The sequence below is a fragment of the Roseovarius spongiae genome (genome assembly GCF_003651245.1).
In the GTDB taxonomy this organism is placed as follows: Bacteria; Pseudomonadota; Alphaproteobacteria; order Rhodobacterales; family Rhodobacteraceae; genus Roseovarius; species Roseovarius spongiae.
The window spans coordinates 345,819-366,236 of record NZ_RAPE01000004.1 but is presented as its reverse complement, the minus strand read 5'-3'; the positions used below and the strand labels follow the sequence as shown (position 1 = coordinate 366,236).

The 20,418-nt window shown below is 67.8% G+C and carries 20 protein-coding genes and 1 riboswitch; of the genes, 11 read left to right on the top strand and 9 right to left on the bottom strand.

Features of this window, described 5'->3' with window-relative positions; all coding sequences use genetic code 11:
- Positions 1–168: 168 nt before the first annotated feature.
- Complete coding sequence (locus D6850_RS15105; protein ID WP_121168434.1) at positions 169–471, bottom strand: type II toxin-antitoxin system Phd/YefM family antitoxin; 303 nt, start codon at positions 469–471, stop codon at positions 169–171.
- Positions 472–752: 281 nt separating this feature from the next.
- On the opposite strand from D6850_RS15105, the gene murJ reads away from it, so the two are divergent.
- A complete protein-coding gene (murJ, locus tag D6850_RS15100; RefSeq protein ID WP_121168433.1) occupies positions 753–2,294 on the top strand; it encodes a murein biosynthesis integral membrane protein MurJ in 1,542 nt (513 codons plus the stop codon).
- Between the two features lie 14 nt (positions 2,295–2,308).
- Here murJ and D6850_RS15095 read toward each other — a convergent pair whose 3' ends face one another.
- Positions 2,309–2,995 carry a rhomboid family intramembrane serine protease gene (locus D6850_RS15095; RefSeq protein ID WP_121168432.1) on the bottom strand — a complete coding sequence of 229 codons (687 nt, stop codon included), beginning with the start codon at positions 2,993–2,995 and terminating at the stop codon, positions 2,309–2,311.
- An 82-nt stretch (positions 2,996–3,077) separates the two neighbouring features.
- On the opposite strand from D6850_RS15095, the gene trpS reads away from it, so the two are divergent.
- The 4 genes from trpS (at position 3,078) to D6850_RS15075 (ending at position 7,162) form a co-directional block, all read left to right on the top strand.
- A complete protein-coding gene (trpS, locus tag D6850_RS15090) occupies positions 3,078–4,106 on the top strand; it encodes a tryptophan--tRNA ligase (RefSeq protein WP_121168431.1) in 1,029 nt (342 codons plus the stop codon).
- A 184-nt stretch (positions 4,107–4,290) separates the two neighbouring features.
- Positions 4,291–5,706: a YcjX family GTP-binding protein gene (locus D6850_RS15085; RefSeq protein ID WP_121168430.1), complete on the top strand. Its 1,416-nt coding sequence runs from the start codon at positions 4,291–4,293 to the stop codon at positions 5,704–5,706.
- Positions 5,703–6,158 carry a GNAT family N-acetyltransferase gene (locus D6850_RS15080; RefSeq protein WP_121168429.1) on the top strand — a complete coding sequence of 152 codons (456 nt, stop codon included), beginning with the start codon at positions 5,703–5,705 and terminating at the stop codon, positions 6,156–6,158. The genes D6850_RS15085 and D6850_RS15080 overlap by 4 nt, the downstream gene beginning before the upstream one ends.
- Complete coding sequence (locus D6850_RS15075; protein ID WP_121168428.1) at positions 6,155–7,162, top strand: YcjF family protein; 1,008 nt, start codon at positions 6,155–6,157, stop codon at positions 7,160–7,162. Before D6850_RS15080 ends, D6850_RS15075 begins: the two co-directional genes overlap by 4 nt.
- A gap of 4 nt (positions 7,163–7,166) precedes the next feature.
- On the opposite strand, the gene D6850_RS15070 is transcribed toward D6850_RS15075, so the two are convergent.
- From D6850_RS15070 to D6850_RS15055, 4 genes are read right to left on the bottom strand one after another with little or no spacing between them, the layout of a single operon-like run.
- A complete protein-coding gene (locus D6850_RS15070; RefSeq protein ID WP_121168427.1) occupies positions 7,167–8,183 on the bottom strand; it encodes a proline racemase family protein in 1,017 nt (338 codons plus the stop codon).
- Between the two features lie 35 nt (positions 8,184–8,218).
- The gene (locus D6850_RS15065; protein ID WP_121168426.1) at positions 8,219–9,499 is read right to left on the bottom strand and encodes a TRAP transporter large permease; all 1,281 of its coding nucleotides are present in this window, start codon (positions 9,497–9,499) and stop codon (positions 8,219–8,221) included.
- Positions 9,500–9,508: 9 nt separating this feature from the next.
- Positions 9,509–10,015 (bottom strand): TRAP transporter small permease, encoded by a 507-nt coding sequence (locus D6850_RS15060; RefSeq protein WP_121168425.1) that lies wholly within the window; start codon positions 10,013–10,015, stop codon positions 9,509–9,511.
- A 25-nt stretch (positions 10,016–10,040) separates the two neighbouring features.
- Entirely contained in the window at positions 10,041–11,027 is a 987-nt protein-coding gene (locus tag D6850_RS15055; RefSeq protein ID WP_121168424.1) for a TRAP transporter substrate-binding protein, read from the bottom strand.
- Positions 11,028–11,134: 107 nt separating this feature from the next.
- Here D6850_RS15055 and D6850_RS15050 point away from each other — a divergent pair, with 107 nt between their 5' ends.
- Positions 11,135–12,163, top strand: coding sequence for a GlxA family transcriptional regulator (locus D6850_RS15050; RefSeq protein WP_121168423.1), 1,029 nt, complete (start codon positions 11,135–11,137; stop codon positions 12,161–12,163).
- A 3-nt stretch (positions 12,164–12,166) separates the two neighbouring features.
- Here the strand turns inward: D6850_RS15050 and D6850_RS15045 are convergent, their stop codons facing one another.
- A complete protein-coding gene (locus D6850_RS15045) occupies positions 12,167–12,541 on the bottom strand; it encodes a DUF2237 family protein (RefSeq protein WP_121168422.1) in 375 nt (124 codons plus the stop codon).
- 187 nt (positions 12,542–12,728) lie between these two features.
- Between D6850_RS15045 and D6850_RS15040 the strand changes: the two genes are divergently transcribed.
- Complete coding sequence (locus D6850_RS15040) at positions 12,729–13,868, top strand: patatin-like phospholipase family protein (protein ID WP_121168421.1); 1,140 nt, start codon at positions 12,729–12,731, stop codon at positions 13,866–13,868.
- Positions 13,869–13,870: 2 nt separating this feature from the next.
- Here the strand turns inward: D6850_RS15040 and pth are convergent, their stop codons facing one another.
- Positions 13,871–14,563: an aminoacyl-tRNA hydrolase gene (pth, locus tag D6850_RS15035; RefSeq protein ID WP_121168420.1), complete on the bottom strand. Its 693-nt coding sequence runs from the start codon at positions 14,561–14,563 to the stop codon at positions 13,871–13,873.
- A gap of 165 nt (positions 14,564–14,728) precedes the next feature.
- The gene (locus D6850_RS15030) at positions 14,729–15,409 is read right to left on the bottom strand and encodes a 50S ribosomal protein L25/general stress protein Ctc (protein ID WP_121168419.1); all 681 of its coding nucleotides are present in this window, start codon (positions 15,407–15,409) and stop codon (positions 14,729–14,731) included.
- A gap of 187 nt (positions 15,410–15,596) precedes the next feature.
- A riboswitch (cobalamin riboswitch) is annotated at positions 15,597–15,810 on the top strand.
- 136 nt (positions 15,811–15,946) lie between these two features.
- Between D6850_RS15030 and D6850_RS15025 the strand changes: the two genes are divergently transcribed.
- The 4 genes from D6850_RS15025 to D6850_RS15010 are packed head-to-tail and all read left to right on the top strand — an operon-like array spanning position 15,947 to position 20,346.
- The gene (locus tag D6850_RS15025) at positions 15,947–17,770 is read left to right on the top strand and encodes a TonB-dependent receptor plug domain-containing protein (protein WP_121168418.1); all 1,824 of its coding nucleotides are present in this window, start codon (positions 15,947–15,949) and stop codon (positions 17,768–17,770) included.
- On the top strand, positions 17,757–18,611 hold the full coding sequence (locus tag D6850_RS15020; protein WP_166434089.1) for an ABC transporter substrate-binding protein: 855 nt from the start codon (positions 17,757–17,759) through the stop codon (positions 18,609–18,611). The genes D6850_RS15025 and D6850_RS15020 overlap by 14 nt, the downstream gene beginning before the upstream one ends.
- Positions 18,608–19,591 (top strand): FecCD family ABC transporter permease, encoded by a 984-nt coding sequence (locus tag D6850_RS15015; RefSeq protein WP_121168414.1) that lies wholly within the window; start codon positions 18,608–18,610, stop codon positions 19,589–19,591. Before D6850_RS15020 ends, D6850_RS15015 begins: the two co-directional genes overlap by 4 nt.
- Positions 19,588–20,346: an ABC transporter ATP-binding protein gene (locus D6850_RS15010; RefSeq protein WP_121168413.1), complete on the top strand. Its 759-nt coding sequence runs from the start codon at positions 19,588–19,590 to the stop codon at positions 20,344–20,346. The genes D6850_RS15015 and D6850_RS15010 overlap by 4 nt, the downstream gene beginning before the upstream one ends.
- Positions 20,347–20,418: the final 72 nt, after the last annotated feature.

The window sequence follows — 20,418 nt, the reverse complement described above, 5'->3', positions numbered from 1 at the left end:
GAGAACTCGTAAAATAACGCCACTTGCGCCTCTTGCTTCGGTCCCAGCATCGCAGATCCCCCCGCTTCACTACCAAAAGTGAATCAGCGAACAGGCCCCAAATCAACAAGAGTTTTTCAACAAAATACACCCATACTGGACCCTCCTCATCACGCCCAGCACCCCCCCTCACCCCCGCTCCTCGAACTCCTTGCGCCTTGCCGCCTCGGCCTCCTCCATCACGCGGCGGCGCAGATCGCGCTCCTCGTTGAGGCGGTGCAGAACCTTCCATTCCGCGTAGGCCTCCGAACTTCTCGCCACGCGCCAGCACGCGCGGGCCTCGTGCGCTGGGACCAGCCCCGCCATCGCGCGGCCCCGGCGGGTGATGAGGAACCGCTCCTCGCCGCCGCGCACCAGGTCGAGGTAGTCGCGCAGGTGCGAGCGGAAGTGATCGGTGCTGATCTCGGGGACGGGGGTGAGGTCGATGGGCATGACGGCTCCGGGCGCGGGGATGACCGGGCCACCCTGCCCGGCCCCGCCTTGCCATTCCCCTAACGGCGCGCGCGCCGCCGCCCGCGCCTGTACGCCTGGCCCGTGCGATCCGCACGACCGGCGCCGCCCGCGCCCTTTGGCGGCGCGATTGCGCGGCTTTCGCGCCCTTTCGCGCGGCGCCCTCGTGCGGTTCGCACGCCTCCCCCGTACAAGCGGGCTTTCCGATGCGTCCGCGCTCGGGTAAGCGTCGGGGCGCAATCGCACCGCCCGAAGGAGCGCCCATGAAGCCGCTGCGCCTGTTTTCCGCCATGCTGACCGTCGCGGGCTGGACGATGCTGAGCCGCATCCTCGGTTTCGTACGGGACGTGCTCATCGCCGGGTTGCTCGGGCCGGGGCCGCTGATGGACGCCTTCGTCGCCGCGTTCCGCCTGCCGAACATGTTCCGCCGCTTCTTCGCCGAGGGCGCGTTCAACGCGGCCTTCGTCCCGATGTTCTCCAAGCGGTTGGAAGCAAAGGAAGATCCCGACGGCTTCGCCAGCCTCGCGCTCAGCGGCCTGGCCTTCGTGCTGTTGATCCTGACCGGGCTCGCGATGGTGTTCATGCCGGCGCTGGTCTGGGCCACGGCCGAAGGCTTCGCGGGCGACCAACGCTTTGATATGACAGTGGATTTCGGGCGCGTCGTGTTCCCCTACATCCTCTTCATCTCCCTCGCCGCCCTGCTCTCGGGCGTGCTGAACGCATCCGGCCGCTTCACCGCCGCCGCCGCCGCCCCGGTGATTTTGAACGTCATGCTCTGCACCGCCATGGGCTACGCCGCCTGGACCGGCGGCGCGGTCGCCCAGGCGCTGGTCTGGACCATCCCCTTCGCCGGCGTCGCGCAGCTCGCGCTGGTCTGGACCGCGGCGCGTCGCGCCGGCCACCGCGTCCGCCCCGTCCGCCCCCGCTGGACGCCCGAGATGCGCCGCCTCGTGCGCATCGCGATCCCGGCCGCGATGGCGGGCGGCGTGATGCAGATCAACCTCCTGGTCGGGCAACAGGTCGCCAGTAATTTCGACAGTGCTGTCAGTTGGTTATACGCCGCCGACCGGCTCTACCAACTACCGCTCGGTGTGGTAGGAATCGCCGTTGGCATCGTGCTTCTGCCGGACCTTTCGCGCCGCCTCAAGGCCGAGGACGACACCGGCGCGCGCGCCGCCCTCAGCCGCGCGGGCGAGATCTCGCTGGCGCTGACATTGCCCGCCGCCGTGGCGTTGATGGTGATCCCGATCCCGCTCATCACCGTGCTGTTCGAGCGCGGCGCGTTCGGCGCCGACGACACCGCCGCCACCGCGCTGGCGGTCGCGATCTACGGGCTGGGCCTGCCCGCCTTCGTGCTGCAAAAAGTGCTGCAACCGATCTATTTCGCGCGCGAGGACACGACCCGCCCGTTCCACTTCGCAGTCGTCGCCATGGTCGTGAACGCCGCCGTCGCCATCGGCCTCGCGCCCTTCATCGGCTGGATCGCCGCGGCCATCGCGACGACGCTGGCGGGCTGGGCGATGGTCTGGCTCTTGCTGCGCGGCGTGCGCCCGCTGGGTGACGTGGCCCGCTTCGATGCGCGGTTCCGGCGCCGCGCCTGGCGCATCGCGGTCGCATCGCTGCTGATGGGCGTGGTGCTCTGGGGCGGCATGGTGGCGATCGGGCCGGCCTTCGGGCTGGCGGGCTGGCGCTGGCTGGCGCTCGTCGCGCTCGTCGCGCTGGGGATGGTCAGCTACGGGCTGTTCGGCAGGATGCTCGGCGCGTTCGACCGCGGCGCGCTGCGCCAGGCCTTCCGGCGCGGCTGAGCCGCTCAGCACGCCTAACGCTGAAGCAGCTTCGCGCGGATCTTGGCCCAGCCCCCGGGGCTGACGACGAAAGACAGCACGAACCCGGAGGCGAACCCGGCCACGTCGGCGAGCCACTGCATATTTGCGCCGAACACGAGGCTGAAGAGCAGCTGCACCGCCATCAGGAACCCGATGAGCGTGAAGGCCCGGGCCTGCTGCGCCCCGAGTTGCCCCAACCGCAGCCAAAGCAGGTAGGTAAACGCCCCAATCAGCCCGTAAGCCCCCGGAAACGCGCCGAAAACCCAGGGCGGGTCGAGCACGAGCAGCCCATAGACGAAGGCGCCCATCGCTGAGGAGAGTATGAACACCGCCAGCACGGCCCAGCCGCTGAACACCTCACCAACGAACTTCCCCATTGCCAGCAGCATCACCCCGGCAAAGAGCGCATGGGTGAAATTGCCGTGCACGAACGGGAAGGTGAAGAACCGCATCAGATGCGCTGGCGGATAGACGCCGTTGGTCGACATCCAATCCATGACCTGCGCGTTGAACGCATAGTCCTGCAAGGCGATCTGCCGCCAGCCAAGCGCGCCGGGTCCGCCGATGACGCCGCGCGTCCCCAGCTGGAACGCGATCTCGACCCCGATGATCGCCAGGAACAGCGCCATCACTACCGGCGGCAGCGGATTGAGGGGGTTCTCGGTTTCCGGGCTGCTCATGATCCGCGCGGGCCTCTGCTTGACTGGACTCAGGCGCATGGGTAAGCGAGGCGGGCAGAGAAATCCAGACAGGAGTAGGCCAATGACCGGCCCGTCGCACAGCCCGCGCGTCTTCTCGGGCATTCAGCCCTCGGGCAACCTGCAACTCGGCAATTACCTTGGCGCGCTCAAGCGGTTCGCGGATGCGCAGAGCAGCGGCACGCCGACGCTCTACTGCATGGTCGATCTGCACGCGATCACCGTCTGGCAGGACCCCGCGGACCTGCGCCGCGCCACGCGCGAGCTTTGCGCGGGGTTTATCGCCTCGGGGCTCGACCCCGAGAAATCCATCCTGTTCAACCAGAGCCAGGTCCCCGAGCACGCGCAGCTCGCCTGGGTCTTCAACTGCGTCGCGCGCATGGGCTGGATGGGCCGCATGACCCAATGGAAGGACAAGGCCGGCAAGAACGCCGAGAACGCCTCGCTCGGCCTCTTCGCCTATCCGGCGCTGATGGCGGCGGACATCCTCGTCTACCACGCAACGCATGTACCGGTGGGCGAGGATCAGAAGCAGCATCTCGAACTTGCGCGCGACATCGCGGCCAAGTTCAACCATGACTACGGCGCCGATTTCTTCCCCCTGCCCGAGCCGGTGATCGAGGGCGCGGCCACGCGGGTGATGAGCCTGCGCGACGGGACGAAAAAGATGTCGAAATCCGACCCCTCGGACATGAGCCGCATCAACCTAACCGACGATGCCGACGCCATCGCGAAGAAGATCCGCAAGGCCAAGACCGACCCCGAACCACTGCCCGCCACGCTCGAGGGGCTGGACGGGCGCCCCGAGGCGCGCAACCTCGTGAACATCTACGCCGGTCTGGCCGGACTCGCGCCGGCCGACGTAATGACGCAAATGGGCGGCAAATCCTTTGCCGAATTCAAACCCGCGCTGGCCGAACTCGCGGTGGATCGTCTCGCCCCGATTTCCGCCGAGATGGCGCGGCTGATGCAGGACCCGGCCGAGATAGACCGCGTCCTCGCACGCGGGGCGGAGCGCGCGCGAGAGATCGCCGCGCCGATCCTGCGCCAGACCTACGACATCATCGGCATGGTGGGTGCGCAGGAAGTCTGATCCTGCGGCCCTGCTGCCAGCGGGACAGTCGGATTCGGATATTTTCGCCAGGAGTACGCCCGACCAGCCTCCCCGCGCAGCGCCGTCTTGGGGGATGTCTGGAAGCCCCAACTGCCCGCGCCTCTGGCAACCATGCCTCGGCGCCGTTATCTAGGGTCAGGGCAGTATTCAAAGGAACGGGTATTTGGTGATCTCCAGGATAGCCGACAGCCTGGCGCGCGGGGTGGACGCCGTCGGCGACACCGTGTCCGAGACGCTTTTCGAGCCGGTGATCCGCCTAGGCGTGACCGGGCTTGCCCGCTCGGGCAAGACGGTATTCATCACCTCCTTGGTCGCCAACCTGATGGATCGCGGGCGGATGCCGGGCCTTGTCGCCGCCGCCGAGGGACGGATCGAGGCGGCGTTCCTTCAGCCTCAGCCCGACGACACCGTGCCGCGCTTCGACTACGAGGAACACCTGGCCGCGCTGACCGCCCGGCAACCCCACTGGCCCGAAAGCACACGCACGATATCCGAGCTGCGTCTGTCGCTGCGGGTGCGCCCCGCCGGCCTGCTCGCCGGGTTCAAGGGGCCGCGCACGGTGCATGTCGACATCGTGGATTATCCCGGCGAATGGCTGCTCGACCTCGGGCTGATGGACAAGTCCTATGCCGAATGGTCCGCGCAGACGCTGGGCGCGATGCAGGACCGGCCTGAGGCGGCGTCCTACCTGCCGATGGCGACGGGCGCCGATGCGGCAGGCGATTGGGACGATCCGCAGATCAAGGCGCTGGCCGCCGGTTTCACCGCCTACCTGCACGGCGCGCGCGACGCGGGTTATGCCGGTATCGCGCCGGGGCGGTTCCTGCTGCCCGGCGCGATGGAGGGCTCCCCCGCGCTGACCTTCGCGCCGCTCCCGCCTGTGGAGCGCCCGCCACGACGCAGCCTCTGGCGCGAGATGGAGCGGCGCTATGACGCCTACCGGCGCGAGGTGGTCACCCCCTTCTTCCGCGATCATTTCGCGCGGATCGACCGGCAGGTGGTGCTGGTCGACGCGCTGGGGGCGATCCATTCCGGACCGCGTGCGGTGGCCGACCTGCAACAGACGATGACCGATATCCTCGCCGCCTTCCGACCCGGGCGCAACGCATTCCTGCGGCGGATATTCCTCGGGCGGCGGGTTGAGAAGATCCTGTTCGCCGCAACCAAGGCGGATCATTTGCACCATGCGCAACACGGCCAGCTGACCGCGATCATGGAGGCGCTGACGCGCAGCGCCCGCGATCGCGCCGACTTTGAGGGCGCCGAGACGCAGGCGATGGCGATCGCCGCGCTGCGCGCCACCGTCGAGGAAACGCGCGAACACGGGGGAGAGACGCTCGATTGCGTGCGCGGCACGCTGCTCGACAGCGGCAAGGCGGCGGCCTTCTATCCCGGTGCGCTGCCCGATAATCCCTCAGCACTCATCAGTGCGGCGAAAAAGGGCGAAAAGACCTGGTTGGGCGAGGAATACCGCATCATGCGCTTCGCGCCCGCGCCGCTCACGCTGCGGGCGGGCGACGGGCCGCCGCATATCCGGCTGGACCGGGCGGCGCAGTTCCTGATCGGGGACCGGTTGTGAGCGGCGCGCCCGAGCCTGCGCGCCTGCGCCACGTGCCGCACCTGGCGGCGATCCTCTGGGCCTCGGGGCGGCGCACGCCTTGGCTGCCGCGGGTGCGCGCCCGTCGCACCGACCTTCGGCTGATGGCGTCGATCACGCGGCGCGGCTGGGTCCGCGTGATGCGGGGGCGGCGCGGACCGGTCGCCTTCATAGCGCGGGACGGGGCGCGCATCCACGCGCTCTATGTCCACCCGCGCGCCGCGCGACGGGGCTTGGGCAGCGCGCTGATCGACCACGCCAAGGCCCAGGCGCCGCGGCTCGAACTCTGGGTCGCGGAGGCGAACCGCCCGGCGCGCGCCTTCTATGCCGCTCACGGCTTTGCCGAGGCGGCGCGCGGGCAGGGTGCGGGCAACGACGAGAACCTGGCCGACATCCTGATGGTCTGGTCCCCCGAAAGGAGCGATGCGGCATGAGCAAGGGTCCCGTCCTCTTCGACCTCGACACCGCAGAGCCGGCCGCCGCCAGCCCAGCCGAGGCCCCGCCCGTACCCGACCCCGAGGAAGGCGCCGCGCCCGACGGGCGCGCGATGCAGGCCGCGATCGCGCTGGCCGCGCGCCGCCCGTCGCGGCTCACGCGCTGGTTCTGGGCGTTGCTGCTGACGCTGCTGGGGGTCGCGGTATCCGTCGCGGCGTGGGAATTCGTGACCGGGCTGATCGCGCGGATGCCGCTGCTGGGCTACGCGGTCACGGTGCTAACCGCAATGTTCGTCGCCGTCCTGATCGCCATCGCCCTGCGCGAACTGGCGACTTTCTCGCGGCTCAAGCGGATCGACGCGCTGCACCGCGCCGCCGACAGTGCGCTGGCGGATGGCGACCTCACGGGCGCGCGCAAGGTGGTGGCGGGACTTGAGAGCCTCTATTCCGGGCGCGAGGATATCCGCTGGGGCCGCGAGCGGCTGAAGGAGCGCGCGGGCGAACAGTTCGACGCCGCCACCCTGCTGACGCTGGCCGAGGACGAGCTGCTGCTTCCGCTCGACGCCGCCGCCCGGGCCGAGGTCGAAGCCGCCGCGCGCCAGGTCGCGACCGTGACCGCGCTGGTGCCGCTGGCGCTGGCGGACGTATTCGCGGCGCTCACCTCGAACCTGCGGATGATCCGCCGCGTGGCCGAGGTTTATGGCGGGCGCTCGGGCACATTGGGCAACCTGCGGCTGGCGCGGGTGGTGATCATGCACCTGGTCGCGACCGGGGCCGTTTCGATAGGGGATGACCTGATCGGATCGGTCGCGGGCGGGAACCTGCTATCCAAGCTCTCGCGCCGCTTCGGCGAAGGCGTGGTTAACGGCGCGCTCACCGCGCGGGTGGGCGTCGCCGCGATGGAGGTCTGCCGCCCGCTGCCGTTCTCAGCGGGCAAACGGCCCTCCGTGACGCGGCTTATCAGCCGCGCCTTGGCCGGGCTGTTCCCGCGTTCGGGCGGCTGATCGTTCAGGTGACGACGAAACCGCGGCCGACCGGATCAGTCTCGTCGATCAGCCACTTGGCGTAGCCGGTGACCTTGGCCGTCCCCTTGACCGTCGGGACCACGGCGCGCAGCCCGCCCACCGTGGTCTCCTCCAGCAGTTCGCCCTCGAAGCGGCCCATGCCGAGCAGGCCCTCGGACTTGATCTTCTGGCCGATCTTCATCTTTCCGCGCGCCTCGAACACCGCCATCATCATCGACGTGCCGGTCCCGCCCGGCGAGCGGTCTAGCTTGCCGTCGCTGAATACGTGGACGTTGCGATACAGGCTGTCGGCGTGGTCCGGGTCCTGCCAGAAGGTGGTGAAGTTCAGACCGCGGATCGCCGGGTTGGCCGGGTGGACGACATCCATCTTCGCGTTGATCTGGTCCTTCACGGAAATGCCGAGTTCGGACAACATGCGCGCGTTGTCCGGCCCGATGGGGCGATCCTCATAGGGCCACTTGACCACGGAGAAGAAGTTGCCGCCGAACGCGATGTCGGCCTTGACCTCGCCCACTTCGGGAAGGGTCACCGGCACATCCTGTTCGAGAACGAAGGCCGGCACGTTCTGGAACCGGGTCCATGCGATCTGCCCGTTCTCGCGCCCCACCTGGGACGTGACGGGACCGGGGGGCGTCTCGAACCGGATCATCACCTCGTCGCCGCCATCGTCATGCACCATGCCATGCGCGACCATCGCCATTGACAGCGCGATGGTGCCGTGGCCGCACATCTCCATGAAGTCGTCGCCGTCGCACCACAGCATCCCGGCGTCGAAATCCGGGCCCGAGGGCGGCGTGACGAAGACCCCGACCATGTCGTGATGGCCGCGCGGTTCACGGATGAGGGCGGTGCGGATGTAGTCGTAGTTCTCGCGGATGAAATCGCGCTTGCCAACGATGTCGAGCCCGTGCGGATACGGGATGCCGCCGGGAATGATGCAGGTCGGCTCTCCGTCGGTATGGGTGTAGATCACGTCGATGAAGCGGTTGGGGGTCATCATGGCTGTCTGCCTTTCTTACTGGGTCTTGTTCTGGGTCACAGGCCGAGGGCGCGGGGCACCCACAGCACGAATGTCTCGGGAAAGAGGATCACCGCGGCCAGCACCAGCACCATCACCGCGATGAAGGGCAGGTTGGCGCGCGTCAGCGACAGCATGTCGACCTTGGCGATCACGCTGGTGATGAAGAGCGCGGCCCCCACTGGCGGCGTCTGCTGCCCAATTCCCCAGCAGAGCACGACGACCATGCCGAAATGCACCGGGTCGATACCGAGCTGGTTGATCGCCGGGAAGAACAGCGGCACGATGATGAAGATCATCGCGATCCCGTCGAGGAACGTCCCCGCCACGATCATCACCACGCTCAGCAGCACCAGGAACATCACCGGCGTGACCTCCAACTCGGCCAGCGGTTTGAGGATGCTCTGCGCCAGTTGCTCGTAGGTGAATGCGAAGCCCATGACATGCGCCGCCGCCGTCACCAGCATCACCGCGCCGCTCAGCACCGCCGCTTCGCAGAGCGTGCGATAAAGCAGGCGGGGCGTCAGCGTGCGGTAGTAGAACATCCCCACCGCCACACCATAGACGACCGCGACGGCCGAGGCTTCGGTCGCAGTGAAGACCCCGCCGAGGATACCGCCCAGGATGATCGCGGGCATCAGCAGCGCGGGCAGCGCGCGGGCAAAGGCGCGCACCGCGCGGGTGGGAGAGAACGCCGCCTCGACCGGGTAGCCCTGCCGGATCGAGATCAGCCACGCCACCAGGATCAGCGCCAGCCCCAGCACAACGCCGGAGATGAGGCCCGCCGCGAACAGCGCGCCGGTGGAAATGCCGAGATAGGCGCCGAGGATCACCATCGGCACACTGGGAGGGATGATGATACCGATGGTCGAGGACGCCGCCGTGACCGCCCCGGTGAACGGCCGCGAATAGCCGCGCTTTACCATCGGGTCGATCAACATTCCGCCGACGGCGGCGGTGTCGGACATCGACGTGCCGCTCATCCCGGCGAAGAACATGGAGGTGACGACGTTGACCGCCGCCAGGCCGCCGCGCATCTGGCCCACCAACGTCTTGGCGAACTCGACCAGGTGGCCGGAAATGCCGCTGCGCGTCATGACCTGCCCGGCGAGGATGAAGAGCGGCACCGCCAGCAGCGGAAAGCTCTGCACGCCGCGATAGAAGCGTTGCGCGACAATCAGCAGGTCCACGTCCGCCATCCAGAAGATGCCGATGGCGATGGAAACCAGCGCGAAGGCGATGGGCACTCCGACCCCGATCAGGCCCAGCAGGATGCACAAGACGATGAGAAGGGTCATGGCGATGCCTTAGATTTCAGCAGTCAGGGAGGATTCGACATCCTCCGCCGGATCGGGATCCTCGCCCTTCGAAAGCATCCATGCGCCCCGGACCCCGCGCGTCACCGCGTCGATCAGAATCAGCGCCCCCCCGAGCGGGATGGCCGCGTAATACCACGCGGTCGAGATTTCGAGCACTGTGGTCGTCTGGTCGGCAAAGCGCAGCACCTGCCGTCCGCCATGCCAGGCCATGATCCAGCCGATCAGCCCGATCAGCGCCTGGTTCGCGAGGAACAGCCCCCCGCGCGCCCAAAGCGGCAGGATGCGCACCAGCATGTCGACCTTCAGATGCGCGCCCTTGCGCAGCGCGAGATATCCGCCGAGGAAGGTAATGTAGGTCAGCAGGGCGAGGGATACCTCGAAGCTCCAACTCAGCGCGGAGTCGAGCGCGTAGCGATAGATCACGGCGACGAACGCCACGCCGACAGCGGCGACGAGAAGCATCGCGATTGCGCCTTCCAGAAGACGATTGATCATGGCCTGCCTCCCGTCGCCCGTCGCATCAGGGCCGCGCCGCGACGATCAGGTCGATCAGTTCCTGCGCGGCGGCAGGCTGCTCGGCGGCCCATTCCGTCCAGATCGCGCCGGATGCGTCGGTGAAGGCGGCGATGTCGGCCTCGTTCACCTTCATGCCCTGTTCCTCGAGGAAGCCGACGATTTCGGCATCCGCGGTCGTGCCCAGCTCGATCGAATGGGCCTCGGCGGCGGCGCCTGCCTCGAGCATCGCCTGCTTGTGCTCGTCCGAAAGCGACTGGAACTTGTCCTCGCTGATGAGCAGGTAGGTGATCGTGTAGAGGTGGTTGGTCAGCGACAGGTAATCCTGCACCTCGTAAAAGCGTTGCGACTGCACCCAGATCACCGGGTTCTCCTGCCCGTCGAACACGCCGGTCTGTAGCGCCGAGTAGAGTTCGCTGAACGGCAGGGGCGACGCGTTGGCGCCGTAGTGGTTGAAGATCTTGATGCGCAGCGCGCTGCCCGGCGTGCGGATCTTGATCCCGTCGAGGTCGGCGGGCGTATTGATCGGACGCACGTCATTGGTGACCTGACGGAACCCCCCTTCGAGGAAGCCGACCACGCGCAGCCCCTTGTCGAGCAGCATCTGCTCGATCTTCTTTCCGGCCTCGCCGTCAAGCGCGGCCTTCACATGCTCGCGCCCGGAAAAGATGTAGGGCAGCGCCGTCGCGCCGAGTTCCGGCACCACGCTGGTGATCGGGGTTTCGACCGTGGCCATGTCCAGAAGCCCGGTCTGCATCGATTCGAGCGAACTCTCCTGATCGCCCAACGCGCTGTTGGCGAAAAGCTCTGCGCTGATCGCGCCATCGGTTAGCTCGTTCACTTTCTCGGCAAAGCGTTCAGCGGACTTGTAGGCGATCGACTCGGCGTTGCCGGGCATGTTGAGCTTGAAAGTGACGTCCTGCGCGGCGACCGGCGCGGCGATAGCGGCGCCGCAGGTCATCAGCGCGGCGAAAGTCAACGAACGAAAGGTCATCTGGGTATCTCCATGTTGTCGGTTTCTTGGTATTCTGGATGCAGGATAGACTTGGCGCCGCGACGTCAGTAGGATATTTTGGACGGAAAGCTGGATATTTCAGACAAATGCAGACCGCAGCAGAGCGCGCAACGGCCACCGGCACCTCCCGGCAGAAATTCCGGGTCGGGGTCGTGCTGCTCGACAATTTCACGCTCAACGCCTTCTCGGGCTTCATCGACGCGCTGCGGCTGGCGGCGGACACCGGCGGCCGCAGCCGGCAGATCGAATGCGGCTGGGTCATAACCGGCCACGGCGCCTTGCGGGCAAGCTGCGGGCTGACCGTGACGCCCGAGCATGAGCCGGTCGACCCGGCGCAGCTCGACTACATCGCGGTGGCTGGCGGCAATGATTACATGCTGCGCCGCCAGCCCGCATGGCTCGACGCCTACCTGCGGGCGGCGGATGGCGCCGGCAAGACGCTGATCGGCCTCTGCACGGGGACGTTCAACATCGCGCGCGCCGGGCTGATGGACGGGCGACCGGCCTGCGTGCACTGGAACGTGCGCGACGAGTTCATCGACCAGTTCCCGGGGATCGATACCGTGTCGGACAACATCTTCCTCGACACCGGCGACCGGATCACCTGCGCGGGCTCGACCGGGGCTTCGGATCTCGCGCTGCATCTCGTGCGCCGGCATTGCGGGGCCGAACGCGCGCAGCAGAGCCTGCGGCACATGATCCTCAACCGCCAGCGCAAGGCGTCCTCGCCCCAACCGCAGTTTGCAAGCGGCGCGGGCGCGATCCGCGACGGCGCGGTGCGGCGCTGCATCAACCTGATGGAACAGAGTCTCGACGTCACCGTGCCGCTGGCCGAACTGGCCGCGCGCGCCGGGCTGAGCGAGCGCCAACTCGCCCGCCGCTTTCACGACGCGTTGGGGCAGCCGCCGTCGCGATATTACCGTCACTTGCGGCTGAGCCACGGGGCGTGGCGTCTGGTGCACACCACCGATCCGGTAATGCAGATCGCGGTCGAGACCGGGTTCGCCGACGCCTCGCATTTCCATAGAGAGTTCCGGCGACGCTACGGCATGCCGCCTGCCATCTACCGCAAGGCGGCGACGCGTCGCGAGCCGCACGGCGCGCGCAAGGCGTGACCCTCAGCCAAGGGAATGGGTGCGCAACACCGAGAGCGGCACGATGTCGAGCGCGCGCATGTGGGTGGCGGAGAGGTCCACGCGTGGCGCACAACCTTCGTCATGGGCCTGGAGGAACCGCGCGGCGCACAGGCACCAGCGGTCGCCGGGTTTGAGGCCGGCAAAGCCGAACTCGGGCCGGGGCGTCGTCAGGTCGTTGCCGACATACTTGGAATAGGCGAGGAACTCGGCCGTCATCCGCGCGCAGACCGTGTGGCTGCCGCGATCCTCGGCGCAGGTGTTGCAATGGCCGTCGCGGAAATAGCCCGTCACCGGGTCCACGGATGAACATGGCGTCAGCGCCTCGCCCAATACGTTTACGGGGTCGTCCTTCTGCATGGCTGCGCGATCCCTTTCTCATTTCACCCCGAGAGTAACGCGGCGCGCGCTCCGTCACAATCGGGTGCGATCCCTTGTGTGTCGCGGGGCGGTTTGCCATGATCGCAGGCATTACATTGCCTTATCTGGCGCGGCTCCGCGTTCGCCGTGGGCGCGACTGGTCACGACGTTCGAAGGATCCCCACCCATGCGCCCGTCCATTTCCGCCCGGAACCGCGTGGCCCTGGTCCTTCAGGGGGGCGGTGCGCGCGGCGGCTATCAGATCGGCGCGCTCAAGGCCATCGCCGAGATCACCGGCGGGCGGCGCTCCCCCTTCGCGATCGTCTGCGGGGCCTCGGTCGGCGCGATCAACGCCGCGCCCTTCGCCGCCATTTCCGAAGATTTCCAGACCGGGGTGCGCCATCTCGAGGAGCTCTGGCGCGGGCTGCATTGCGACAGCATCTACGATGCGCGCACGCTGCCGCTGCTGGGAACCGGCGCGCGCTGGATCTGGACGCTAATGTTCGGACATCTCGGCTTGGGCGCGCCCGGCGCAATCCTTGATTACACGCCGCTGCGCGAGCTGGTGGAGCGCGAATACAAGCCCCGCCGCGTTGACCGCGCCATCCGCAACGGCGCGCTGCACGCGCTTTGCATCACCGCGTCGAGTTACGCCGAGGGCAAGGCGGTCACCTTCTTTCACGCGCATGAAAACATGGAGGAATGGTCGCGCGCGCGGCGGAGCGGCGTGCGCGCGCGGATCGAGCCGAAACACATGCTCGCCTCCTCGGCGCTGCCGTTCATCTTCGAGCCGGTCGAGCTCAACGGCCACTATTACGGCGACGGGGCGCTGCGCCTGACCGCGCCCCTGTCGCCCGCGATCCGCGCCGGGGCGGACCGCGTAATGGTGATCGCCGCGCGCGACAACCTGAGCGAACCCGCCGCAGACGGCCCAGACCGTCCGCCCAGCATCGGTGAGATGGCGGGCCATGCGCTCGACATTTTGTTCAACGACAACCTCGATTCCGATGTCGAGCGGATGACGCGCATCAATCACACCCTGTCCCTCATCCCCGAGGACGCGCGCGCCGAGACGCCGCTTCGCCGGATCGAGATGACGATGCTGTCGCCCTCACGCGACCTGCGCCACATCGCCGGGGAGCACGAATCCGAGATGCCCGCGGCGCTCCGGATGCTGATGCGCACCCTCGGAACATGGGGCAGCGACGGGCGGCTGGTAAGCTACCTGCTGTTCGAACCGGGCTATGTCGGCACGCTGATCGACCTCGGCTATTCCGACACGATAGCGCGCGCAGACGAGATCCGCGCGTTCCTTGACGACAGCTGATCTCAGCGGAACTTGTTCAACAGCCGCTCCAGGGGCGAACGGCTATCTTGCTCCCGCTCCTCCGCTTTATCGGGCACCTTCGCGTCCGTCTTTGTATCGGGTTTTGCGGCGGCCTTCGAGGAACGCGGCGGCGCTGTGCGCTGCGCGACCGCGTTCTGGAACCGGCCCGCATCGCCCGCGGCGAGGAACGGCGCGCCGTCGCTGACGCCGCTCAGCAGGTTATCGAGCCAGTCTTCGTCCGCCCTGGCGAAATCGTGCAGCACGTAACCCGGCACCGCCTCCTTGCGGCCCGGATGGCCGACGCCGAGGCGCACGCGCGCGTAGTCCGGGCCAATATGCTGATGGATCGAACGCAGCCCGTTATGCCCCGCATGCCCGCCGCCCTGCTTAACGCGCAGCTTGCCGGGGGCGAGGTCGATCTCGTCATGCAGAACGGTGACGTCGCCGGGGGCGAGCTTGTAAAACCGCATCGCCTCGCCCACCGACTGCCCCGAAAGATTCATGAACGTGCCGGGCTTCAGCAGCAGCACCTTCTCGCCGCCCAGCCGCCCTTCGCTCACCTGCCCCTGGAAACGCGCCTTCCACGCGCCGAATCCGTGATCTGTCGCGATGCGATCGACCGCCATGAAGCCGATGTTATGCCGGTTGCGGGCGTATTTCGCGCCCGGATTGCCCAGTCCTGCAAAGATCAGCATGGTGCGCCCCGTCCTTGGTGATCCCCGGTTTAAGCTGTGGCGGGCGGCGACGCAACGAGCGCGGCGCGCCAACGGGGGATGGACCGGCCGGTCCGCCCGCACGCCGGAACGAAAACGCGGCCCCCGCATCGCAGGGGCCGCGCAGTTCCGATCGGATTGGCCGGCTTATTCCTTGTCGTCGCCGTCTTCGCCCTCGGCTTCGCCGTCGCTCATTTCGGTCGCCGGCACTTCGTCGGCTGCGACTTCATCCTCATCTGTATCGGACTTGAGCGCGGACGGCGCCGAGACGTTGCAGATCACGAAGTCCCGGTCGTGAATGACCGGCTTGACGCCCGGCGGCAGGTCGATGTCGGAGAAGTGGATCGTATCACCGATATCTTCCAGCTTGCTGAGGTCCACGACCAGCAGGTCAGGGATCTCGCCGGCGGTGACGATCAGTTCAACCTCGGTGCGCACCGTCGTCAGGACGCCGCCCTTGCGGATCGCGGGGCATTCGTCCTCGTTCTGGAAGTCGATGCCGATGAACAGGTTGATCTTGGTAGTCCGGCGCAGGCGCATCAGGTCCAGATGCGTCGGCAGATCCTTGACCACGTCGCGCTGCACGTCGCGGCAGATCACGCGCACGTCATCATGCCCGTCGACCTTGAGGTTGAAGAGCGTCGATTTGAACCGCCCGGCCTTGAGCCGCTTCAGCAGTTCGTTGAACGGAATGTTGATCGGAAGCGGATCGACGTCGCCCCCGAACACGATACCCGGAACCAGCCCCTCGCGGCGTGCAGCACGAGCGGCGCCCTTGCCCGTCCCCGTGCGTTCCTGGGCGTGAAGATCAGGAATTTCTCCAGCCATTTGATGTCTCCAAGAGTTGGGGCGGGACTCCTCCAAGGCTGTAGTCCCGCGTGAAGCCGCGTCGATAGAGGATTTCCGTGATGTTGGAAAGGGGGAATATGGTCGATCCGGCCCGGCGCGGCGTGGCAATCCTGCGACGCGGGGTTTGCCTGCGAACTTTCATCCTTTCCAGCGACGCGAATCTGCGCTAGCGAGAGCCTGCTTCGGTCCGGGCGTCAACACCCCGGTGAATAGGGAACGCGGTGCGGCGTCGCCAGACGGCGCCAACTCCGCGGCTGCCCCCGCAACTGTAGGCGGTGAGCGAAGCCGGATGATACGTCACTGCCGCGCCCGCGCGGTGGGAAGACCCGGCCAAGCGACGACCCGCGAGTCAGGAGACCTGCCGAGGTGCTCACCCTGTCCGGACGCGGGGCGCGTTCCAGGCAACGGAGTTCTCCGTCGTGGTGGCAATCTCGCCGCCTGCGGAGGCCCTCACGTTTCTCCGCACGCAATCCAAGGACCTGCATCGCCCGCCAGTGGCGAACCGGAGACGACACCATGACACGCACCCTTCTGGCTTCAACATTCCTCACCTCGCTCGCCGTCGGCAGCACCGCCGCGCAGGCGCAACAGACCTATGACCTCGGCACCATCGTGCTCTCCTCCAGCCTCAGCCCGGTCGAGCTGGGCCGCACCGGCGCCTCGGTCGAGGTGCTCGAGGACGAGGACGTGGGCGGCAATGACAGCGCGGTCATCGACCGGCTCGACCGCCTGCCCGGCGTACATTCGACCGCCAATGGCGGGCTCGGCGGCACGTCGACCATCCAGATCCGCGGCCTGCCGGCGAAATATGTCGGCGTCCGCATCAACGGCATCGACATGGCCGACCCGTCGGGGCCGCAGAACCAGTTCGATTTCGGCGGGCTGACCGCCTCGGGGATCGGGCGCATCGAGGTGCTCAAGGGCTCGCAATCCGCGCTCTATGGCTCCGAGGCGATCGCAGGCGTCGTGAACATCACCACCTTCCGCCCCGAGAAGCTGGGCTTTTCCGGCCGTGTCCAGGCCGAGGCGGGCAGCTTCGGCACCTATTCCGGCACCCTGGGCATGGGATACAAGTCCGAGCGCGGCTTCGTCGCGCTGAGCTATGGGCGCGTGGAGACGAACGGTATATCGGCGCAGAGCTTCAACACCGAAAAGGACGGGTTCGAGCAGGACACGATCACCTTCAGCGGCGAATACGACGTGAACGACGCCGTCACCGTGGGCGCCGCGCTCATCCATCGCGACAGCAAGGTCGAGATCGACCGCTTTCCGCCCACCTTCACCGGCGAGAACTACAGCGAGGAACTGGGTGCCCGGGTTTACACCACGTTGCGCACCGGGGCGGTCAGCCACACGCTCGCCTTCAACCATTTCGACATCGAACGCAAGGATCCCGGCGGGTTCACCCAACGGTTCACCGGCGAGCGGCAGACGTTTTCCTATCTCGGCAGTGCCGAACTGGGCGCGCGGACCGTGCTGAACTTCGGGTTGGAGCATACGGAAGAGAAATTCACGTCGGGCGCCGCTCGCGGCAGCGAGGACGACACCGCCGTCAAGGCCGAACTGCTGTTCGCCGCGACCGATCAGATCGACATCTCGGCGGCGCTGCGCCATGACGAGAACTCGACCTTCGGCGGGCAGGCGACCGGAAGGCTCGCCGCGGTCTGGCGCCCGGTCGAGGACCTGGCGTTCCGGGCGGTGGTCGGCACCGGCTATCGCGCGCCCTCGCTGTTCGAGCGGTTCGGCTCCAACGGGGTGCCAACCCTGACGCCCGAGGACAGTCGCAGCTACGAACTGGGCGTGGAAAAGACCTTTGCCGGGCGCGGCTTCGCCAAGGCGACGGTGTTCTATACCGAGGTGGACGACCTGATCGACTATGTGCCGGGCGGCGGCGGCTGCGCCAGCCCCTGGGGCTGCTACAACCAGATTCCCGGCACCACGACCTCCAAGGGCATCGAGTTGTCGGGCGAATACCGGCTCGCGTCCGGGCTGAGCATGTTCGGCACCTATACTTACACGGATGCCGAAACCGACGGCAAGCGCCTGACCCGCGCACCCAAGCATGACCTAGCGCTCGGGCTCTCGCAGGATTTCACCGACCGATTCTCGGGCTACGTGGACTTGCGCCATATCGCCGACGTGGTGCCCAGCGCCTTTGCGCCCGCCGGGCACAAGGTGGGCGATTACACGCTCGTCGGCGCCGGCGTATCCTATGACGTGACAGAGAACGCCGAGCTCTATCTGCGAATCGAGAACCTCTTTGACGAGGATTACGAGACGGCGGGCGGCTTCAACGAACCGGGCCGCGCGGCCTATGTCGGACTTCGTGCGAAGTTCTGAGCGCATCAGACGCATCATCGCGCGCGCCATCCTGGCGGGCGCGGTGATAATCGGCGCCGCCGCACGGGCGGAGGCGCCCGCGCGGGTCGTGTCGATCAACCTCTGCACCGATCAGCTCGCCATGCTGATCGCGGGCGAAGGGCAGCTTCTGTCGGTGTCGCATATCGCGCGGGACCGGCGGGTGTCCGCGATGGCGGATCTGGCGGCGGGGCTTGACGTGAATTACGGGCGGGCCGAGGAGATCTACATGCTCCGTCCAGACCTTGTGCTGGCACAGGAGTATTCGCCGCGCGCCACGCTGGCGATGCTGCGGCGGCTGGGCATTCCGGTCGTGACCTTACCCGACGCCGCCACGTTCGGGGATGTGCGCGCCAACATGGCCGAGATGGGCCGCCTCCTTGGCCGCGAGGACGCCGCCGCCGCGCTGATCGCGGAGTACGACGCGCGCCTTGCGGCCCTGCGCGACGAGGCGGCGGAACGCCCCCGCGCCGTGCTTTACCAGGCCAGCGGCTACACTTCGGGCGGCGACACGCTGGCGGGGCGCATCCTGATCGCGGCGGGGTTCGCCAATGCCGCGGCGGCCGCGGACTACGGAACGGGGGCGAAGATCCCGCTCGAGGTGCTGGCGATGCTCGCGCCCGACCTCGTGCTGACCTCCGAACCCTATCCCGGCGCATCGCGATCGGAGGAGATGCTGCGCCACCCGGTCGTCGCCGCCCTGCGCGAAGGCCGCCGCGCCGCGATGACCGATCACGATTGGATCTGCGGCACGCCCTTCGTGCTGCGCGCGGTTGAACATCTTGCCGCAACCCGCGCCGCGATGACGGGGACGAGCGAATGATCCGCGTCATGATCCCGCTCGCGCTGGCGGTGCTAGCGCTCTTTGCCGCCTCGCTGCTGACCGGCCCGGCGGGGATCGGGGTGCGCGACGGGCTGGCCGCGCTCGTGGCCGGAGACGGCGGACCACTCACGCTCATCATGCGTGAGATCCGCCTACCGCGCGCCATCCTCGCGTTGATGATCGGCGGTAGTCTTGGCCTTGCCGGGGCCGCGATGCAGGGCTACCTGCGCAACCCGCTGGCCGAGCCGGGGCTGATCGGCGTGTCGGGCTCCGCCGCGCTCGGCGCGGTGCTGGCGCTTCAGACCGGGCTGGCCGCGTCTTTCGCGCTGGGACTGCCGCTGATGGCGCTGGCCGGGGCGTTGATCGGCGTGATGCTGGTGATGCTGCTCGCCGGACCGCGAGGCGCGTCGCTCACGCTGATCCTGGCCGGGATCGCGGTGTCGGCGCTGGCCGGGGCGCTGGTGTCGCTGGTGCTGAACCTGTCGCCCAACCCCTTCGCGGCGAGCGAGATGATGTTCTGGATGATGGGATCGCTCGCCGACCGCTCGATGCTCCATGTCTGGCTGGCGGCTCCGCTGATGGCGTTGGGCGCTGGCCTGCTGCTCACGCTTGGGCGCGGGCTCGATGCGCTCACGCTGGGCGAGGATGCGGCGGAGGCGATGGGCGTGCCGCTGTCGCGCCTGCGCCTGCAACTGGTGATCGGCACGGCCTGCGTCGTCGGCGCGGGCACCGCGGTGGCCGGCGCCATCGGCTTTGTCGGGCTGGTGGTGCCACATATCCTGCGCCCGCTGGTCGGCGCGCGGCCGTCCCGACTGCTCTGGGCCTCGACGCTGGGCGGGGCGGCGATGCTGCTGGCGGCGGATATCGCCGTGCGACTGATCCTACCCGAACGCGATCTGAAGCTGGGCGTCGTCACCGCGCTGGTCGGCGCGCCGCTGTTCCTGCATCTGATCCTCAAGCTGCGAAAGGAGCGGATATGACCTTGCTGTCACTCCGCGACCTGTCGGTCAGCCTGCACGGGCGCGCCGTGCTGCGCGACGTGACGCTCGAAATCGGCGCGGGTGAATTCGTGGGCCTCATCGGCCCCAACGGCGCGGGCAAGACCACGCTGATGCGCGCCGCCCTCGGGCTGATCCCTGCGATCGGAGAAAGCAACCTCGCCCAGCTCCTGCAGGGCGCGCGGGCGCGCCGCGCCGCATGGATGCCCCAGGCGCGCGAGATTGCCTGGCCGGTAAGCGTCGAGGACGTGGTGATGCTGGGCCGGATGCCGCATCGCGACCGGGGCCGCCGCCCGACGGCGCAGGATCGCGCCCGCGTCGATGAGGCGATCGCATGGATGGGGCTGGAGGAGATGCGCCACCGGGGCGCCACGCGCCTGTCCGGGGGCGAACAGGCCCGCGTGCTGATCGCGCGCGCGCTGGCGCAGGAGGCGCCGCTGCTGATGGCGGACGAACCGATCGCCGGGCTCGACCCCGCGCACCAGATCATGACGATGCAGACCTTCGCGGGGCTTGCCGCGCATGGCCGCTCGGTGCTGGTGTCGCTGCATGATCTTGGCATAGCCGCGCGCCATTGCACCCGGATCGTCATGCTGGACGAGGGCCGGCTCGTCGCCGACGGCCCCCCCGCCGAGGTGCTCACGCCCGAGCGGCTGGCGCATGTCTTCGGCATCACCGCCTGGTATCGCCAGACCGCGGACGGCCCCGTTTACCAGCCGCTCGAAGTGATCCGCTGAGCGCGCCGAGCGCGCTGCCCTCACATCTCCATCAGCTTTGCGGCTCGAGATCGACGAGATTGACGAACCAGG